This is a genomic window from Priestia sp. 10L35 (assembly GCF_056395685.1).
On sequence record NZ_JBFTKA010000005.1, the window covers coordinates 231,284 to 247,096 of the forward strand.

At 39.5% G+C, this 15,813-nt stretch carries 15 protein-coding genes; 4 read left to right on the forward strand and 11 right to left on the reverse strand.

Annotated elements, in window-relative coordinates; genetic code table 11:
• Positions 1-98: 98 nt before the first annotated feature.
• Positions 99-266, reverse strand: a complete 168-nt coding sequence (locus tag AC1DEF_RS19420) for a hypothetical protein (protein WP_427075669.1) — start codon at positions 264-266, stop codon at positions 99-101.
• Positions 267-365: 99 nt separating this feature from the next.
• Here AC1DEF_RS19420 and AC1DEF_RS19425 point away from each other — a divergent pair, with 99 nt between their 5' ends.
• Together AC1DEF_RS19425 and AC1DEF_RS19430 are read left to right on the forward strand one after the other, a co-directional pair.
• Positions 366-569: a DUF3311 domain-containing protein gene (locus tag AC1DEF_RS19425; RefSeq protein ID WP_043980340.1), complete on the forward strand. Its 204-nt coding sequence runs from the start codon at positions 366-368 to the stop codon at positions 567-569.
• Positions 569-2,068, forward strand: a complete 1,500-nt coding sequence (locus tag AC1DEF_RS19430) for a sodium:solute symporter family protein (RefSeq protein WP_097824274.1) — start codon at positions 569-571, stop codon at positions 2,066-2,068. Before AC1DEF_RS19425 ends, AC1DEF_RS19430 begins: the two co-directional genes overlap by 1 nt.
• A gap of 30 nt (positions 2,069-2,098) precedes the next feature.
• On the opposite strand, the gene AC1DEF_RS19435 is transcribed toward AC1DEF_RS19430, so the two are convergent.
• Both AC1DEF_RS19435 and AC1DEF_RS19440 read right to left on the reverse strand, forming a co-directional pair.
• Positions 2,099-3,529 carry an alanine/glycine:cation symporter family protein gene (locus tag AC1DEF_RS19435; RefSeq protein ID WP_097824275.1) on the reverse strand — a complete coding sequence of 477 codons (1,431 nt, stop codon included), beginning with the start codon at positions 3,527-3,529 and terminating at the stop codon, positions 2,099-2,101.
• A gap of 103 nt (positions 3,530-3,632) precedes the next feature.
• A complete protein-coding gene (locus AC1DEF_RS19440; protein ID WP_043980347.1) occupies positions 3,633-4,622 on the reverse strand; it encodes a glutaminase in 990 nt (329 codons plus the stop codon).
• 266 nt (positions 4,623-4,888) lie between these two features.
• Between AC1DEF_RS19440 and AC1DEF_RS19445 the strand changes: the two genes are divergently transcribed.
• Both AC1DEF_RS19445 and AC1DEF_RS19450 read left to right on the forward strand, forming a co-directional pair.
• The gene (locus AC1DEF_RS19445) at positions 4,889-6,139 is read left to right on the forward strand and encodes an ATP-binding protein (protein WP_097824385.1); all 1,251 of its coding nucleotides are present in this window, start codon (positions 4,889-4,891) and stop codon (positions 6,137-6,139) included.
• Positions 6,140-6,143: 4 nt separating this feature from the next.
• Positions 6,144-7,082 carry a response regulator gene (locus AC1DEF_RS19450; protein ID WP_043980348.1) on the forward strand — a complete coding sequence of 313 codons (939 nt, stop codon included), beginning with the start codon at positions 6,144-6,146 and terminating at the stop codon, positions 7,080-7,082.
• A gap of 39 nt (positions 7,083-7,121) precedes the next feature.
• On the opposite strand, the gene AC1DEF_RS19455 is transcribed toward AC1DEF_RS19450, so the two are convergent.
• From AC1DEF_RS19455 to AC1DEF_RS19490, 8 genes are all read right to left on the reverse strand, one after another.
• Complete coding sequence (locus AC1DEF_RS19455; RefSeq protein WP_097824276.1) at positions 7,122-7,730, reverse strand: malonate decarboxylase holo-ACP synthase; 609 nt, start codon at positions 7,728-7,730, stop codon at positions 7,122-7,124.
• Positions 7,718-9,418, reverse strand: a complete 1,701-nt coding sequence (gene mdcD, locus AC1DEF_RS19460; RefSeq protein ID WP_043980352.1) for a biotin-independent malonate decarboxylase subunit beta — start codon at positions 9,416-9,418, stop codon at positions 7,718-7,720. The genes AC1DEF_RS19455 and mdcD overlap by 13 nt, the downstream gene beginning before the upstream one ends.
• Positions 9,405-9,707: a malonate decarboxylase subunit delta gene (locus tag AC1DEF_RS19465; RefSeq protein ID WP_013055506.1), complete on the reverse strand. Its 303-nt coding sequence runs from the start codon at positions 9,705-9,707 to the stop codon at positions 9,405-9,407. The genes mdcD and AC1DEF_RS19465 overlap by 14 nt, the downstream gene beginning before the upstream one ends.
• 23 nt (positions 9,708-9,730) lie before the next feature.
• Positions 9,731-10,597 carry a triphosphoribosyl-dephospho-CoA synthase gene (locus tag AC1DEF_RS19470; RefSeq protein WP_097824277.1) on the reverse strand — a complete coding sequence of 289 codons (867 nt, stop codon included), beginning with the start codon at positions 10,595-10,597 and terminating at the stop codon, positions 9,731-9,733.
• Positions 10,598-10,602: 5 nt separating this feature from the next.
• The gene (mdcA, locus tag AC1DEF_RS19475; RefSeq protein WP_097824278.1) at positions 10,603-12,255 is read right to left on the reverse strand and encodes a malonate decarboxylase subunit alpha; all 1,653 of its coding nucleotides are present in this window, start codon (positions 12,253-12,255) and stop codon (positions 10,603-10,605) included.
• Positions 12,256-12,292: 37 nt separating this feature from the next.
• The gene (gene mdcH / locus AC1DEF_RS19480; RefSeq protein ID WP_097824279.1) at positions 12,293-13,219 is read right to left on the reverse strand and encodes a malonate decarboxylase subunit epsilon; all 927 of its coding nucleotides are present in this window, start codon (positions 13,217-13,219) and stop codon (positions 12,293-12,295) included.
• A 224-nt stretch (positions 13,220-13,443) separates the two neighbouring features.
• Positions 13,444-14,400, reverse strand: a complete 957-nt coding sequence (locus AC1DEF_RS19485) for an LLM class oxidoreductase (protein ID WP_097824280.1) — start codon at positions 14,398-14,400, stop codon at positions 13,444-13,446.
• A 57-nt stretch (positions 14,401-14,457) separates the two neighbouring features.
• Positions 14,458-15,657, reverse strand: coding sequence for an MFS transporter (locus tag AC1DEF_RS19490; protein WP_014461498.1), 1,200 nt, complete (start codon positions 15,655-15,657; stop codon positions 14,458-14,460).
• Between the last annotated feature and the right edge of the window lie 156 nt (positions 15,658-15,813).

Below are 15,813 nucleotides of genomic sequence, written 5' to 3' on the forward strand. Positions count from 1 at the left end.
TGTCTAGTTTTTTTATTTGCTCTGTTTTATTCTTTCCATGAATCTCTATTTGAACATACAAATTCTTTTCTTATGATGCAATAGCAATATACTTTATCTCAGCGAAATAATAAAAACTTCCCGGTCAAAACTAAATTTCTTCTTTTCCGTTCTCTTTTTGCTTCAAGAGCAACTTCGCTTAGATTATCCCCCTTTTTTTCCTTCGTAATCATTTCAAATATACTCCCACCATAAGCTCTTTTTTGTTTTTCTAAAAAAATTTCCATAGATTATAACGAAATTTTCAAAAAACTTATTGCTTTACCATGTCAGACTTGCTATCATAGTGAACATTGTTAGATAAATTTTTAGTAGGAGGAGTAAAATTGAACAGAAAATTCATAATTTTTATTTTATTCATCATTCCATTTATTGCTCAATTCGTTTTTTTACCTTTTGTAAATAACATTCATCCAATTATTTTTGGATTACCTCTTTTGCATTTATGGTTATTTTTATGGGTCTTCTTAACGCCTGTGTGTACATTTATCATTTATCGTTTACAAAAATCTTGGGGGGACATTGAATAATGCAAGGAAATTTAACCGCACTTTTAATCACATCAGCAATTGTTCTTGTCGTTATCGCCATTGGTTTTATAGCGGGACGTGACAAATCATCTAGAAGCTCAGTTGAAGAGTGGGCTGTAGGTGGAAGACGTTTTGGAAGCCTGCTCGTCTGGCTTTTAGTAGGAGCAGATTTATATACTGCTTATACATTCCTAGGTCTTACAAGTACAGCTTATCAGGGGGGAAGCATCGCATTTTTTGCTATTCCTTACTCTGTTTTAGCCTTTTTAATTTCATACTTTTTTCTTCCAAAGCTTTGGACTGTTGCTAAAAAGCACAAACTTACTACGCTTGCTGATTATGCCAGAGAACGTTTTAGCAGTAAATTTCTCTCCTCTTTAATTGCTATAGTAGGTGTATTGATGCTCATTCCATATATTGATCTTCAGCTTAGCGGTATTCAAGATACTCTTCGCGTTGCAGGAACTGGCTACATTAACGTAAAAGCAGTCGTTATTCTTTCATTCTTTCTTGTGGCTCTTTATACCTTTTTCAGCGGAATTAAAGGTCCCACATATACGGCAATTATTAAAGATATTTTAGTATGGGCGATTATGTTATTTATGGTTGTTTCTCTGCCAATTATGCATTTTGGAAGCTGGGGCAACATGATCGACAATGTTGCAAAGGATTCACCTCAGCTATTAACGATCCCAACACAAGGACCTAAAGGCATTCCATGGTTTATTACAGCATCACTCGTATCTGCTTTAGCTTTATTCATGTGGGCCCACGCTGCTACAGGTGTTTTCACTGCTAAAAGTGCAGATTCGCTTCGTAAAAATGCTATTTTCTTACCGCTTTACAATATTGTTTTAATTCTAGTCATCTTCTTAGGATTTATTGCTTATCAAGTATTACCTCAAGATACAACGGATCCTAGATTAGCATTATTAACCTTAATTCAATATTCATATGGCGGCATTGGCCAAGGGTTAGCTTATGCAACGATTGCTCTTGCTTCATTAATTCCATGTTCTATCATGGCTATCGGAGCGTCTAACTTATTTGCAAATAATATATTCAGAGATTTAATTAATCCAAATGTACAGGGTAAAACATTAACAATGGTTACTCGTTCTATGGTTTTCGTTGTTATTGGACTGGCACTTTTATTCGGTTTATTATTCCCTCAAGCACTTGTTTCCCTACAGTTACTAGGGGTATCCGGTATGGTACAAATCTTCCCGGCTATCGTTATCAGTCTGTTCTGGAGAAATCAATCGAAAGAAAGTACGATTGCTGGATTAGTAGTAGGGCTGGTTGTGACGTTTACCGTACATGCCACAGGAAATTCATTTGGTCTTTATGAAGGATTCTGGGGATTATTATCTAACTTACTCGTAGTTGTTATTTTAAATCCAATCTTTTCGGCCAAAACAAAAGTAGCAACTAACGGCGTGAAAGAAACATTGTTTTCTAAAGGCACTGCGCAAACTGAATTAAAGAAAAACGCATAAAAAAAGTTCAGCCAATTGGCTGAACTTTTTTTAGATAATATTCTCTTTTTCAGAAGGGGGCGGAGCAGATTCTCTTTCCCAACATTCGATATTTTGATTGTTTTCTAACGCATCTCTATAAAAGACTGGATTTTCCCCTTCCTTTTTTTGCTCAGTATAGTCATGCAAGGCGGAAAATGCCACTTTCGATAATAGAAAAATAGCAATCAAGTTCACGACTACCATCATCCCCATAAATAAGTCTGCCAAATTCCATACAAGCTGAAGCTGAGCGATCGATCCAAAAATAACCATCGCTAAAACACCTACACGATAAGACCAAAGCCACAACTTATTTGAATTTAAAAACTCAATATTCGTTTCTCCATAATAATAATTGCCAATTAACGTACTAAAAGCAAATAGAAATACCATGATAGCTAAAAACCCTGATGCCCAAGAGCCAATATGGGTACTAAGAGAAGCTTGCGTTAGTTCAATGCCGCTTAGTCCCTGCTTATAGGCGGGGGATAAGAGAACGATAAATGCTGTGCTTGTACAAATCACGAGTGTATCCGTCAAGACACCAAATGCTTGGATAAGACCTTGTTTAACTGGATGGCTCGTCACTGCAGTTGCCGCGGCGTTGGGAGCACTTCCCATTCCTGCTTCATTGGAAAACAGTCCGCGCTTTACTCCGTTGATTAACGTTGCACCAATTGACCCCCCAAGCGCCTGTTCAAATCCAAATGCATTTTTCACAATTAGAGATAGAACCGCAGGCATTTGATCGATATTTTTAAAGATAATGAACAGAGCCATTCCAATGTATAAAACGGCTAATACGACCACGATGTATTCCGATATCTTGGCGATGCGTTTGATTCCGCCAAAAATAATTACCGCAAATATAACTGTCATAATAATCCCAACCAACAAGCGGCTCGTTCCAAAAGAGTTCTCAAATGCTAGCGTAATCGTATTAGACTGCACAGCGTTAAACACTAGGCCAAATGATAGTGTAATGAGTACAGCAAATAGCCCGCCCATCCACCTTTTATTTAACCCTTTTTCCATATAATAAGCGGGTCCTCCTCGAAACCCGTTTGATCCTTTTACTTTATAAATTTGAGCGAGTGTACTTTCTACAAAACTTGATACTGAACCGATAATGGCAATAATCCACATCCAAAATACAGCACCCGGGCCACCAAGTGCAATAGCAATCGCTATCCCTGTAATATTTCCCGTTCCTACTCGAGCTGCCATGCTTATGCAAAAAGCTTGAAACGGAGAGACTCCTCCACCTTTAGCCGCTCGTCCTTCTTTCAAAACAAGGACCATTTCTTTCAACATGCGAAACTGCAAAAAACGAGAGCGAATCGTAAAATAAATACCAATTGATACAAGTAAAATAATTAATAAATTCGACCAAAAAAAATCATTGATGACGCTAATCACACTTTCGACTGCTTGTTGCATGCCTATCACCTCATTAAAAAATTTGGTAGAACAAATGCACAACATGAAAGTTTTTTCTCTTGGTGTTTATATTATTGAAGCGAATGAAGAGTACGGAAATAGACTAAAAAATACTCAAATCCCATTCTTTTGCGATTTTTTTTAGCAGCGTAACGCCTTTTACGCTATTCCCGTACTCATCAATAGCTGGACTGTATATTCCGATACCGCATCCGTCTGGAAATGGAGACTGCTTTTTCGTATTAGGTGGCACCAATGACATGATTCCTCCCGATACACCGCTTTTAGCTGGCATACCAACAAATGCCGCAAACTTTCCTGAAGCATTATACATACCGCATGTAAGCATGAGCGCTTTTGTTAATTTAGCTACTTCTTTTGGAATTACTTGTTTGTGAAACACTGGATGATATCCATCTAATGACAGAATTAATCCAATCAGTGCAATATCTTCAGTCGTTACTTCAATTGAGCACTGCTTTAAGTAAACCTCTAGAACCTCTTCTACTTCTCCTTGTAAGTAGTTCGTTTCTTTTAAATAGTAGGCAAGCGCACGATTTCGATGAGACGTTTGCCATTCAGATTCAAAGACCGTTTCATTAATGATTGGTGTTTTCCCGGTAAGCATTGTTATCACATCAAACAAATAGCTTAATTTTTCTTTTGCCGTCTCCCCAGATAAAAGAGATGAAACCGTTAAAGCACCCGCGTTAATCATAGGATTGAACGGCTTTCCTGGTTTATGCATTTCCAGTCTTATAATAGAATTAAATGCATCTCCAGTTGGCTCTACATCCACTCTCTCTAGCACATAAGGAATGCCGCAGCATAAGCAAGCTGCTATAAAGCTAATGACTTTAGAAATACTTTGAAGAGTAAATACCGATTCATAGTCTCCAGACTGGATAACAGTTCCGTCAGCACCAATCAAACAAATACCTAATTGAGACGAGTCCATATCTTTCAGAGCTGGAATGTAATCGGCCGTTTTTCCTTCTGAAGAAAATTCTTTTATTTGCTCTACCCACTCATGTAACTGCTCTTTTGCAGTGACGTGTAAGTAAGACATTTCCTGTTCAATTTCTCTTTTCATTAAAATCACCTCATCACTTAATTAACTTTTTATTTTAAAGCGCTTTCATAAAACGGGATTTCATTTTCGTTTTTAATGTACAATGCAACCTACGAGAGCATACAAAAACCTACAAAACTTTTTGTAATTATATTTTTATCTTTGGCACTCTTCTCCATTGTGCTGGACGCTGTCACAATGTATACTAATTCACGAATCACTTCAGGAGGTGGAATTATCTGAATTTTAAATCTTTCATTCGAAAAGATCCGTACATTTTATTGCTCATGCTCATTACTGTCCCGCTGGCGGGAGAGTTAAAATTTTATCCGTTAAATGAAACATTTCGAATTACATTTGGAGCTCCTACATTTTTCTTTTTCCTGTTGCTTTTAAAACGAAAAACCGTTTTAGCCGGGGGCTTGTTAACCGCTTTAAGTGTCGTTCTCTTTCGCATCATGCTCGATTATATCATGCTCGATCATTTTCAATTTGCGGCTTCTGCACATACGCATTACCCTACGTTTTTCTTCTACTTTACGTATGCACTTTTATTTTTTGTTTTTAAAGTAAGCCGCATGAACTATAGTGCTATTGTAATTGGAGTGATTGGACTCATCATTGAAATTGCTGCTGATGTAGTGGAACTAACTGCGCAGTATATAGTTTTGCATACAACAATCCATGTCGATTCATTATCTGACATGGCCGTTATTGCTTTTGCTCACAGCTTCATTGTACTTAGCTTTTTTAATATGATGACGATTTATGAATCACAGTCACGAGAACGTCAAATTCGCAAACAAAATGAGCACATGCTAATGCTCATTACAAGCCTTTATGAAGAAACCGTTCATTTAAAAAAGACCCTTCATAATACAGAAGCGATTACAAAAGCTTCGTACGATTTATACCGCGTATTAAATCAGCAGGAAAAAGATCATTCTGTGCTAAACCAAACGCTCAGTAAAAAAGCGCTTCGGATTGCGGGAGATATTCACGAAGTAAAAAAAGACAACCAGCGTATTTTTGCGGGCTTATCTAAAACAATTTCAAATGAAAGTTTCCAAAATTATATGAAAGCAGAGGAATTAATCGAGCTGATCGTACGCATCAACAAAAAATATGCCGATTCTCTTCACAAACAAATTACCTTTTTTTCTTCTGTAAACGGGGAACATTTCAGCTACCACGTTTACACCATTTTATCGATCATTAATAACTTGGTAGCCAACGCAGTGGAAGCGATTAAAGATGAAGGAAGGATTGTTTTATCGGTACATAGACAAGCTGAACATGTAGAATTTCATGTACAAGACAACGGTCCTGGAGTACCTTTAAAGTACGAAAAAGCTATCTTTGAACCTGGTTTCACCTCAAAATACGATCAATTTGGAAACCCCTCTACTGGCATTGGTCTTTCTTATGTAAAAGATATTGTTCAAGAACTTGAAGGTACGATTAAAGCTACACAAGAAGACAGCGGAATGACGTTTATCATTCAAATCCCCCTTCGTAATTTAATTCAGAAAGGATGAGTTTATGCGATTTTGTATTACAGATGACGATTCAGCTATTCGTTCAACGCTCAGTCAGCTGATTGAAGATGAGGATTTAGGAGAAGTTGTAGAAGAAGTCGTCGACGGAAGCTTTTTAGATGCCTCTACGTTAAATTTAAAACAAATTGATATTTTATTTATCGATTTACTTATGCCAGGACGTGACGGAATCGAAACGATCCGTCATTTAAAAGATTCATTTAAAGGAAAAATGATTATGATTTCACAGGTGGAATCCAAAGAATTGATAGGAGAAGCCTACTCATTAGGAATTGAATACTATATTACAAAACCAATTAACCGAATTGAAATTTTAACGGTTATTCGAAAAGTAATGGAACGAATCTCCCTTGAGAAATCAATCGATGATATTAAAACCTCCTTGAATAGTTTAGCGACAGCTCATCACGCTCCCCCTTCAAGCCAGCCGGTAACGAAACAAGCCCATCTATACGATGTAGGTAAATTCTTATTAGCCGAGTTAGGTATTGTAGGAGAAAATGGTGCAAAAGATTTACTGGATATTTTACAGTTTCTGTACACTTATGACCAAAGAGAAAGTGTGGAAAAACATTTCCCTTCTCTAAAAAATATTTTTGTGAATGTGGCTGAGAAAAAATTAGGAGCTCACGCGTCTTCCATTGAAATTAATCGCGAAACCAAAGCTTGTGAACAGCGAATAAGACGAGCAGTTACTCACTCACTAAATCACTTTGCTTCTATCGGATTAACAGACTTTTCAAATCCGAAATTTGAAAATTATGCTTCTAAGTTTTTTGACTTTACAGCTGTTCGTAAAAAAATGAAAGAATTACAGGGAGATTCTAAAATTTTGCCGATTCGCATTAACACCAAAAAATTTATTCAAATATTCTTTTTTGAAGCAAAGCGCTTGTTAAGCAAGGAAAAAAGCTGGTATTGACAGAAAAGACGGAAAAGGTGCAAATACCTCTTCCGTCTTTTATACTAATTGATTTAGTTTTACTAAGGAAGGTCCATATACAGTACGCAGAAGCAGCGTCTTTTCTCCCCTTGCATATTCCACCAGAGAAAATGCTCCTTTTTCTGTTTCTACCTGTACATCTACAGAAACTGGACACTCTTTTAACTGATTAACTATCAGTTGCGCTTGTTCCACCGACAAATAAGAAGAAAGGCGAATAAGTATATCCACATCACTAGTTGTTGTAACAACTTCGGCACCACTTGCAAATTCGAATCCCACACTGCCGGTTGGTCCCCACGCAAAATCTTTTAAAATAATAGCAACTTCTTTTAAAGCACCTGTGGCTGGCATGTTTCTAAAGTGGCCGTTTTGAAAAATAGGAACGAGATCTTCCGGCCTAATTCTTTGTTTAACGGCATGCTCAGATACAAATGCTCCAAAACGCTGATTTCTTCTTTCTCCTCTTACTCCAACAGGTATCAGGCTATCTCGGTGAACAGCCCGCCTTACAACGACAAACGGAGCCTTCCCTAAAGAATGCTGCACCCAATCAGGGATAGGTGTATAACTGATAAGCTTTGCTTCCTCTTTTAACTGAAGCAAATCATGAGCTATATATTCCATTGTTTTTCCAACTCATCTCTTACTAATAAAGAAGCTTTTCGCCCTTCCTTCCTTGCTTGCTCACTGTATAGCCGGGTGCTTAAATCGTACACACCTTCACGGCGTACATCTTCTACGGCTCCAGTCAAAATATCTTGAATCGTTTGAACGTCGCGCTCTGTGGGCTGCTCTGCTTGAATACCGCTAACCAGCTCATATAAAGCGCCAAGTGAGGCAAATGATTCAATATCATAAGCCATGGACGGGACTTTCTTTGAAGCTTCTTCAAGTTCTTTAATACTTCTTTTAGTAATGCGCGCTGCCGACTGTTTGGACATGGCGTGAACATTCACTCCTTCGTCTTTTAAAGCCACAATTCGATTTGATTGGTATCCATGAGCCAGAAATGCTCCTGAAATTGCTTTTCCGACAATTAACGTAATAACCGGATGACCTGCTAAGCGCGCTGCTGCATAAGCATCAGCCGCAGCACCGCAAGCATAGTGAATACCTAGAAGTTCTTCATGATAGCCATACGCTTGACTCGGTACGTCCACAATGGCGATTATAGGCCGAGGAGATTGATTTCGATCTTCTTTTATTATTTCACGAACATGCTTGGCAATTGCCCATCCTTCATCTAGTCCTACTTCCCCTTTCCGTGCACGTAAGAAACGATTATAAGGATTAGGTACAACCGATATATATCGGACCTTTTCTCTTCCTAGCAATGCGTCTTTATAAAGAACGGAAGGGATTTCAAAATCTGCTTCTTCATCATTTATTAAGGCGTTGATCCACACGCGACCGCGGCTGTTGGGCATGTTACCTGGAACTTCATTAAGCGAGTAAGAGACTGTTGAAGGGATAGGTTCATTTTTTGTTGTGTTATACAATTCTTGAAACTGATCAGGAGCCAGTTTTTCTGAAGGATCAACCTTACTAAGCAAATGTCTGTAAAAATCTACTTGTTCTGTTTTACTAGTTGCTTTTCCTTTCTTCTGAAACGTCTCTTGAACCGCTCGCTGAATAGCCTTGACATCATCCTGTGCTAAGGTATCTGCAAACCCGGTTTCGTAGCGTTGAATACCGCCAATCGTTTTCCAGATTAAGCTTCGGTCTCTTGCATCAAACTCTTCAACTCCTGCTTCTTGTTCGATCACTTCAGGGCCGTTAAGGCCAAACCTTGCTTCTTTTGTCATAATGAGATAACTAAAGAGTGAAGCAGTGATGGACATTCCTCCAAAGCAGCCTACATTTCCTGAAATAACTCCAACAACAGGTGTATGCTCACGCAAAGCAACCACAGCTGAGCCAATTTCAGATATCGACAAAAGTCCATAATTCGCTTCTTGGAGCCTTACCCCTCCTGTATCGAATAGAAAAACAGGTCTAACAGGAACACCTTTTTTGTGATTATTAAGAGCTAGTTCTAAAGCTCCTGCAATTTTAGCTCCCGATACTTCACCAATGCCTCCCCCTTGAAACCCTCCTTCTATTGAAATGACAACGGCTGGCTCTCCTGCTATCAGCCCACCTGCTATAATGACACCATCGTCGCTTTGAGGAACAATATTTTGCTTAGGTAAATGAGGCGATTCGATTCCGTCAAAAGGGCCAAGCAGCTCATAGAATGTTCCTTGATCTAAGATTGCCTGCGCTCGTTCTCTTCCATTTAACTCAATAAAGCTTTGATTATTCACTCCCATTTTCACTCACCTCCAAAGCTTGTGCAAGACGCAAGGCGACTACACCAGGCGTAGCACCGAAATCATTAATTACAATTTTCGCTTGAATGGTATGAACACTAAAGAACCGGTCTAATACGGCTTTCCAGGTTTCACTAAATCCTTCACTTCCTGTTCGTACTGATACGTGAGCATGTTCTTCATCAGAAGGAACCATTAAAATTTCTAAATCCCCTGAACCAACAACGCCTACATGTGCGCGCTGAGTTAACTTTCGATCGGCTTTGTATTTAAACACTAACGTTTCCATTAGCCACTCCTCCCTGCAGACGTTTACGATTCTTTAAAAAGAGATATTCGATCTAAAAATAATACAGCAGCCAGCAAATCTGCACTTCCGCCTGGAGAAGCGTTAGATGATAGAAGTATATGATCTAACGCTTCTAGCCGCTGTTTTCCCATTGATGTAGATACCCCTCCAGCTTCTAACACATTGGATGCCGCCATTTTAACCTCCTTTAACACAACCGGACCAGCACGATGCAAAATACACGTATCATCAAGGTTGGCGATTAGTGTTACTAAAGTATCAATCCTTGCTGATGTTTCATGTATGCCTAGCTTGCGAGCTTTATGTAAAGCAGGCAAGCCTATATGAATTACGTGAGGAAATCCTTGCTTCGCCTCTCCAGCCGCTCCTTTTGCGCCATACTGTTTTTTCACACGAAGTCCATTAGATGAATGCAGAGGACAAAAACGATCTGCATAACGAGCAATTTTTCCTGCAGCTTCTGTGATGGATGCAGGTGATGCTTGAATGCCGCAAACCGCTGTTGCAGACGCAAGTAGGCCTAATGCCCAAATGGCTCCTTTGTGTGTATTAACACCATCCGTAGCCCCGTACATAATTTGTTCGCCCTCGCGTCCAATTCGAGCAATTTCTTCCCTTAGCATCTGACTTGGCTGCTTTCCTTGACTGTATAATGCAATCTGTAAAAAGGTCGGTTGTAAAGCATAAGCAGAAGTTAACAGCGTCTCAATATTCATATCTTGATGAGATCCAGTTGTTGCTGCATCTACAAGCCCAGGCTTAGGTGTAAGCACCGCTTCATCAACCAGAGCGGTAACTGCCATTTTAGCTATTAGACATGAGTAAAACACAGCTGGTCTTGACTCTTCTTGAATACTTTGAATACGCATATTTCTTACCAGCTCCTAAATTTAGCAGGCGGATTATACAAGCCATCCGACCATTCTACTAAATCTTCGACACTTCTTGCTGCCAATAATGAACGTTTTGCTTCTGTACGGCGAATCTGTAAATCTTCGGGAAAAGCCACTAAGCCATCTCTGCGCATCTTTTCCACTTTATTTCGGCTATATCGAAGGCCTATAGGTGTTACCCCTGCTACTGCTTCAAGCGCTGCTTTTCTTTCGTCCAAGCTTTGTGCTTTATATAAATAAGCAATTCCTTCTTCCGTCACAACATGCGTCACATCATCCCCGTAAATCATGACAGGAGCAGTAGCTACGCCTGCTTGTTTCGCTACCTTTATCGCATCCAAAGACTCCACAAAAACAGGCTCATTTCCTGATTGAAAGGTTTCAACCATTTGAACAACTAGTTTTCTGCCTCTCGCTAGTTCGTGCTGCTCGTTTATCATATCCAACCAAGCAGGCGTAGAATGTCGACGGCCTCTAGGGTCATGCCCCATATTAGGCGCTCCGCCAAACCCTGACAAACGTCCAGATGTGACGGTAGAAGAATTTCCTTCTCCATCTATTTGCAAAGTTGATCCTACAAAAGCATCTACCGCATATTGACCAGCCACTTGACACATCGCACGGTTTGAGCGCAGGCTGCCGTCGCGTCCTGTAAAAAACACATCTGGACGCGCTGCTGTGTATTGTTCCATTCCTACTTCTCCGCCAAAGCAGTGCACGCTCTCAATCCATCCGCTTTCAATAGCCGGAATTAACGTGGGGTGAGGATTCAGAGCCCAGTGCTTGCATATTTTACCTTTCAGTCCTAACTTTTCTCCATAAGTAGGCAGCAAAAGCTCAATTGCAGCGGTATTAAAGCCAATGCCATGATTTAATGATTGTACGCTGTGGCGCTCATAGATACCTCGAATTGTCATCATAGCCATTAAAATTTGGAGTTCTGTAATATGACGAGGATCTCGCGTAAATAAAGCTTCCAATTGATAAGGCTGATCCGCCACGACGATACAATCAACCCAAGAAGCCGGAATATCAACTCGCGGAAGTTCTTCAACAAGTTCGTTTACCTGCACAATAACAATTCCATCCTTAAACGCGGTTGCTTCGATAATGGTTGGTGTTTCTTCCGTATTTGCTCCTGTATATAAATTACCTTGTGCATCTGCTTTGTCAGCAGCCACTAGAGCAATGTTCGGAATTAAATCAATGAAAAGACGTCCGTAAAGCTCTAGATATGTATGAATTTCTCCCATTTTCAACGTCTCATCTTCAATCATTTGAGACACGCGAAGGCTTTGAGCACCGGCGTACGAAAAATCAATTTTTTCAGCAATTCCTTTTTCAAATATGTCGAGATGTTCCGGACGTGAAATACTAGACATAATCATATGAAGGCCGTGTATTTTATCAGCGCTTACTTCATTCAGCGCCTTTGATAAAAAAGATGCTTGCTTTTGATTGTCTCCTTCAAGCACTACTTTATCTCCGGGTGATATAAGCAATTCTAACGCTTCAATAATGTGTTCATTACCCAATAACTTTTCTTTAAGAAGATGGTCTACTTTCGCAAGGCGAGCTGCTTTTTGATCTCGGCGAGTTGTCCATGATTTTGAAGTTTTTTTTATGCCACTCATGTTCTAGCTCCTTTCTGATACTTCTAAATTAATACGCTTACATTTTTTCTTTTTCCATTAAAATCAGCAAAGTTTTCATCGTAGATTCGGCTGCCGAAATAGCCCTTGCTTCAGGGAAGCTCTTAGCAGCCAAATCCGTTAGCACTCTTCCTGGAGCCATTTCAATATATAATCTTGTGCCCATTTCATACATAACTTCCGTCGTATCATGCCAACGGACGGGCATCGCAACACTCGCTGCTAAGTCTTCCTTAACATCAGCAGCTTTCCATAATTTCCGAGCTTTACAGTTACCTATAAAAGGAACGGAAGGGTCCTTTCCTTTCACTTCCGTTATGGTTTTTCGTAATTCCCTCGAAACTCCTTCCATAAGAGGACAGTGAGAAGGCACCGTTACATGAAGCATTTTAGTTTTTCTAGCCCCTTTTTTACATGCTTTTTCAAGAACTTTCTCGATTGCTTTTAAGGTGCCAGAAATCGTTATTTGATCGGGAGAATTTAGATTCGCTACGTACACAGGAGCTGCATCAGTTGATAGTTCATGTACAATAGAGAGAAGCTGATGTTCACGCAGTCCCATCACAACCCCCATACCATAACCATCAGGATAAGCATTTTCCATCAGTTTCCCTCTTTTTTTCACAAGAAGAAGAGCTTCTTTAAAAGATAACACTTCAGATGCAACTGCTGCTCCAAACGCCCCTATAGAATGCCCTCCTACCACGTCTGGCGAGTATCCTTTGTTTTTAAACGACCTAGCCGCAGCCACTCCTGCAATAAAAAGACATATTTGAACATTTTTATTATATTTTAATTTTTCTGACGAATCTAAAGATAATACGTCTTGATTTAAAACCTCACTTGCTTCTTCAAACGTAGTCGCTAATCCCCATTTATTTTTTATATCATGAAGCATACCAGCATATTGTGCGCCTTGGCCTGAAAATAGAAATGCAACACTCATCGTGTTTCTCCTTTCGACTTTATATCATCCAAGGAGATAATGGATAATTTTATTATAAAGAACATAGGGTCAATAACTCTAATACATATTTCTTATATATCCTATAACTTGAAATCTATATAAAAAGGGATTGAGACATAACGAAATCAATGGAAAAATCCGAACGGGTTAGATTCTCCAGTAAGAATCTAACCCATTCGGATCTTCAACTAAAGTACTTTTAGCTACAGATGAGCTGGAAAATGCGGAAGCACTTCTTCGCCAAGCTCATGTATAACTTCTTCAGCCGGACGCTTGCTATCAAACAGAGCAAAAAAGAGATGATTAACTCCTATTTCTTTATAAACAGAAAGAAGCTCAATTAATGTATTACGACCTGCTCGACATCCTAAACGAATTGGCGTTGGCATTTCATTTGGATCTTCTGCCAAATCTAGATGCATAGGTTGTGTAAAAGGTTTAAAAACGCCTGGATGATAGATGTCAACCAGTTTCCTCCATTGTGTAATAGCTTCTGCTTGAAAATGGGGATGACGAGGATAATACATCCAGCCGGCTCCATACTGTGCAAACCACTCCATATTTTGCTGACTGTATCCCGTGATCATCGTCGGAATACGTTTCGTTGGCTTAGGAACGACATTTGCTCCTTGAATGGATCCCAAAGCAGACTGGATAGATGGAAATTCTTTATTTAACGCTTCTTCTAAATAATGAAAAGCCTCTGCAAATCGCTTTCCTCTTTCTTCATGAGGAATACCTAACCCTCGAAAATCTGCTTGACGGTCTCCAGAAGATACGCCCATAATTAAACGCTCAGGAAAAAGCTGATCAATGGTTGCCATTTCTTTAGCTACGCGAAGCGGATGGCGCAAAGGCAGCACAATAGCAGATGTACTAAGAGCAATTTCTTTTGTTTGACTGGCCAGATACGTCAAATAAATAAGCATATCATAAATTTGACCCGTGGCTGGATCGCCAAATGATGGATCTTGAAGAAGGACATCGCGGAACCATAAGCTTGTAAATCCATATTGTTCTGCAAGCTGCGTGAGCTCTACTTGTTTCTCCATCGTAGGCGTGGCATATTGATAATTTTCAAGCGGCATATGCAACCCTAACGTTAACTCATTCTCCTTGTACATACGACGATACGCCTTATGATGTTGAAATGTAGTCATTTACTTCCTCTCCTTTTATAGCTAAGAGATCATCGCCTTTTGCGATGATCTCTTGTTTTATTTTGCTTTTGCTTCTATTGAGCGGCTCCATGCTGTTAATAAGACCGCTCCTAAAACCATAACTCCTCCAATCCAAGGAGTATGAACAAGACCAATCGAATCAACAATCAGGCCGCCTACAAAAGAACCAATAGCAATTCCAACGTTAAATGCAGCAATATTAAGCGCAGAGGCTACGTTCACTGCTGAAGGAACATACTTTTCAGCTAAGTTCACGACCAGCACTTGCAGTCCAGGTACGTTCATAAATGCCAATAAGCCCATGGCAAAAATCGTAATCGTTCCCGCTACTTTAAACGATGCAGTAAACGATAAAATAACTAAGATAACTGCTTGAATTAGAAACATCCAAAATAATGCTTTTAACGGGTTTTTATTCGCAGCTTTTCCTCCGATTGTATTTCCGATGGCTACTGCTACACCGTATACCAGCAGTAAGATACTAACTGCGCTTGGTGCGTATCCTGTTAGTTTTTCAAGAATAGGTGCTAAATACGTATAAGCTACAAACGTTCCGCCATATCCTAAGGCGGTAATAGCAAACGATAGTAAAAGCGGCCCGTTTTTCAAAATTTTCAATTGATCACTAAACTTTGCCGGCGGCGCTTCCTTTAAGTTTTTAGGCACTAAAAGAGCACTTGCAATAATGGCAATAACCCCAAGTAACGCTACTCCCCAAAATGTTGCTCTCCAGCCGAAAGCTTGTCCGATAAATGTACCAAGCGGAACACCTGTAACAGTTGCAACTGTTAAACCTGTAAACATTAAAGCAATGGCACTTGCTCGCTTATCTTCTGGCACTAAATCAGCAGCGATAGTCGCACCGATAGAAAAGAAAATTCCGTGTGAAAATGCAGTAATAATTCGTGCTATAAGCAGCAGCCCAAAGCTTGTTGATAAAGCTGCTACTGAGTTTCCTACGATAAAAATAACCATCAATAGCATCAACAGTGATTTTCTGCTCATTTTACTTGTTAAAGCTGTTAATACGGGAGCTCCAAATGCAACTCCCATTGCGTATCCTGAAATTAATAACCCTGCTAGTGTAATGGAAATATTTAAATCATCTGCAAGCGATGATAATAAACCTACTGGAACAAACTCTGTAGTCCCGATTCCAAAGGCGCTAATAGCTAGCGCTAATAGCGGCAAAGCACCGCTTTTTTTACTTTGTTGTGTTTGTGAAAGTGTGTTCACTTCTTAACGCCTCCTGTTCGTTATGATAACTTCTTCATAATAGCTTCTCTTACGGCTAATTAGCTTAGGTACCTTTCATATATTCGCTAACTCGCCATCAACAATTGTTATTATGAGCGATGTAAAACCAAAGAAAAAGTACGCACTTTCAAGTGA

Coding starts and splice junctions, on each gene's coding strand:
- mdcH (WP_097824279.1), bottom strand. CDS start 13,219: ATGAGTGTTGCATTTCTATTTTCAGGCCAAGGCGCACAATATGCTGGT.
- mdcA (WP_097824278.1), bottom strand. CDS start 12,255: ATGAGTGGCATAAAAAAAACTTCAAAATCATGGACAACTCGCCGAGAT.
- AC1DEF_RS19430 (WP_097824274.1), top strand. CDS start 569: ATGCAAGGAAATTTAACCGCACTTTTAATCACATCAGCAATTGTTCTT.
- AC1DEF_RS19435 (WP_097824275.1), bottom strand. CDS start 3,529: ATGCAACAAGCAGTCGAAAGTGTGATTAGCGTCATCAATGATTTTTTT.
- AC1DEF_RS19470 (WP_097824277.1), bottom strand. CDS start 10,597: ATGCGTATTCAAAGTATTCAAGAAGAGTCAAGACCAGCTGTGTTTTAC.
- AC1DEF_RS19485 (WP_097824280.1), bottom strand. CDS start 14,400: ATGACTACATTTCAACATCATAAGGCGTATCGTCGTATGTACAAGGAG.
- AC1DEF_RS19445 (WP_097824385.1), top strand. CDS start 4,889: ATGCTCATTACTGTCCCGCTGGCGGGAGAGTTAAAATTTTATCCGTTA.
- mdcD (WP_043980352.1), bottom strand. CDS start 9,418: ATGGGAGTGAATAATCAAAGCTTTATTGAGTTAAATGGAAGAGAACGA.
- AC1DEF_RS19420 (WP_427075669.1), bottom strand. CDS start 266: ATGGAAATTTTTTTAGAAAAACAAAAAAGAGCTTATGGTGGGAGTATA.
- AC1DEF_RS19455 (WP_097824276.1), bottom strand. CDS start 7,730: ATGGAATATATAGCTCATGATTTGCTTCAGTTAAAAGAGGAAGCAAAG.
- AC1DEF_RS19450 (WP_043980348.1), top strand. CDS start 6,144: ATGCGATTTTGTATTACAGATGACGATTCAGCTATTCGTTCAACGCTC.
- AC1DEF_RS19440 (WP_043980347.1), bottom strand. CDS start 4,622: ATGAAAAGAGAAATTGAACAGGAAATGTCTTACTTACACGTCACTGCA.
- AC1DEF_RS19465 (WP_013055506.1), bottom strand. CDS start 9,707: ATGGAAACGTTAGTGTTTAAATACAAAGCCGATCGAAAGTTAACTCAG.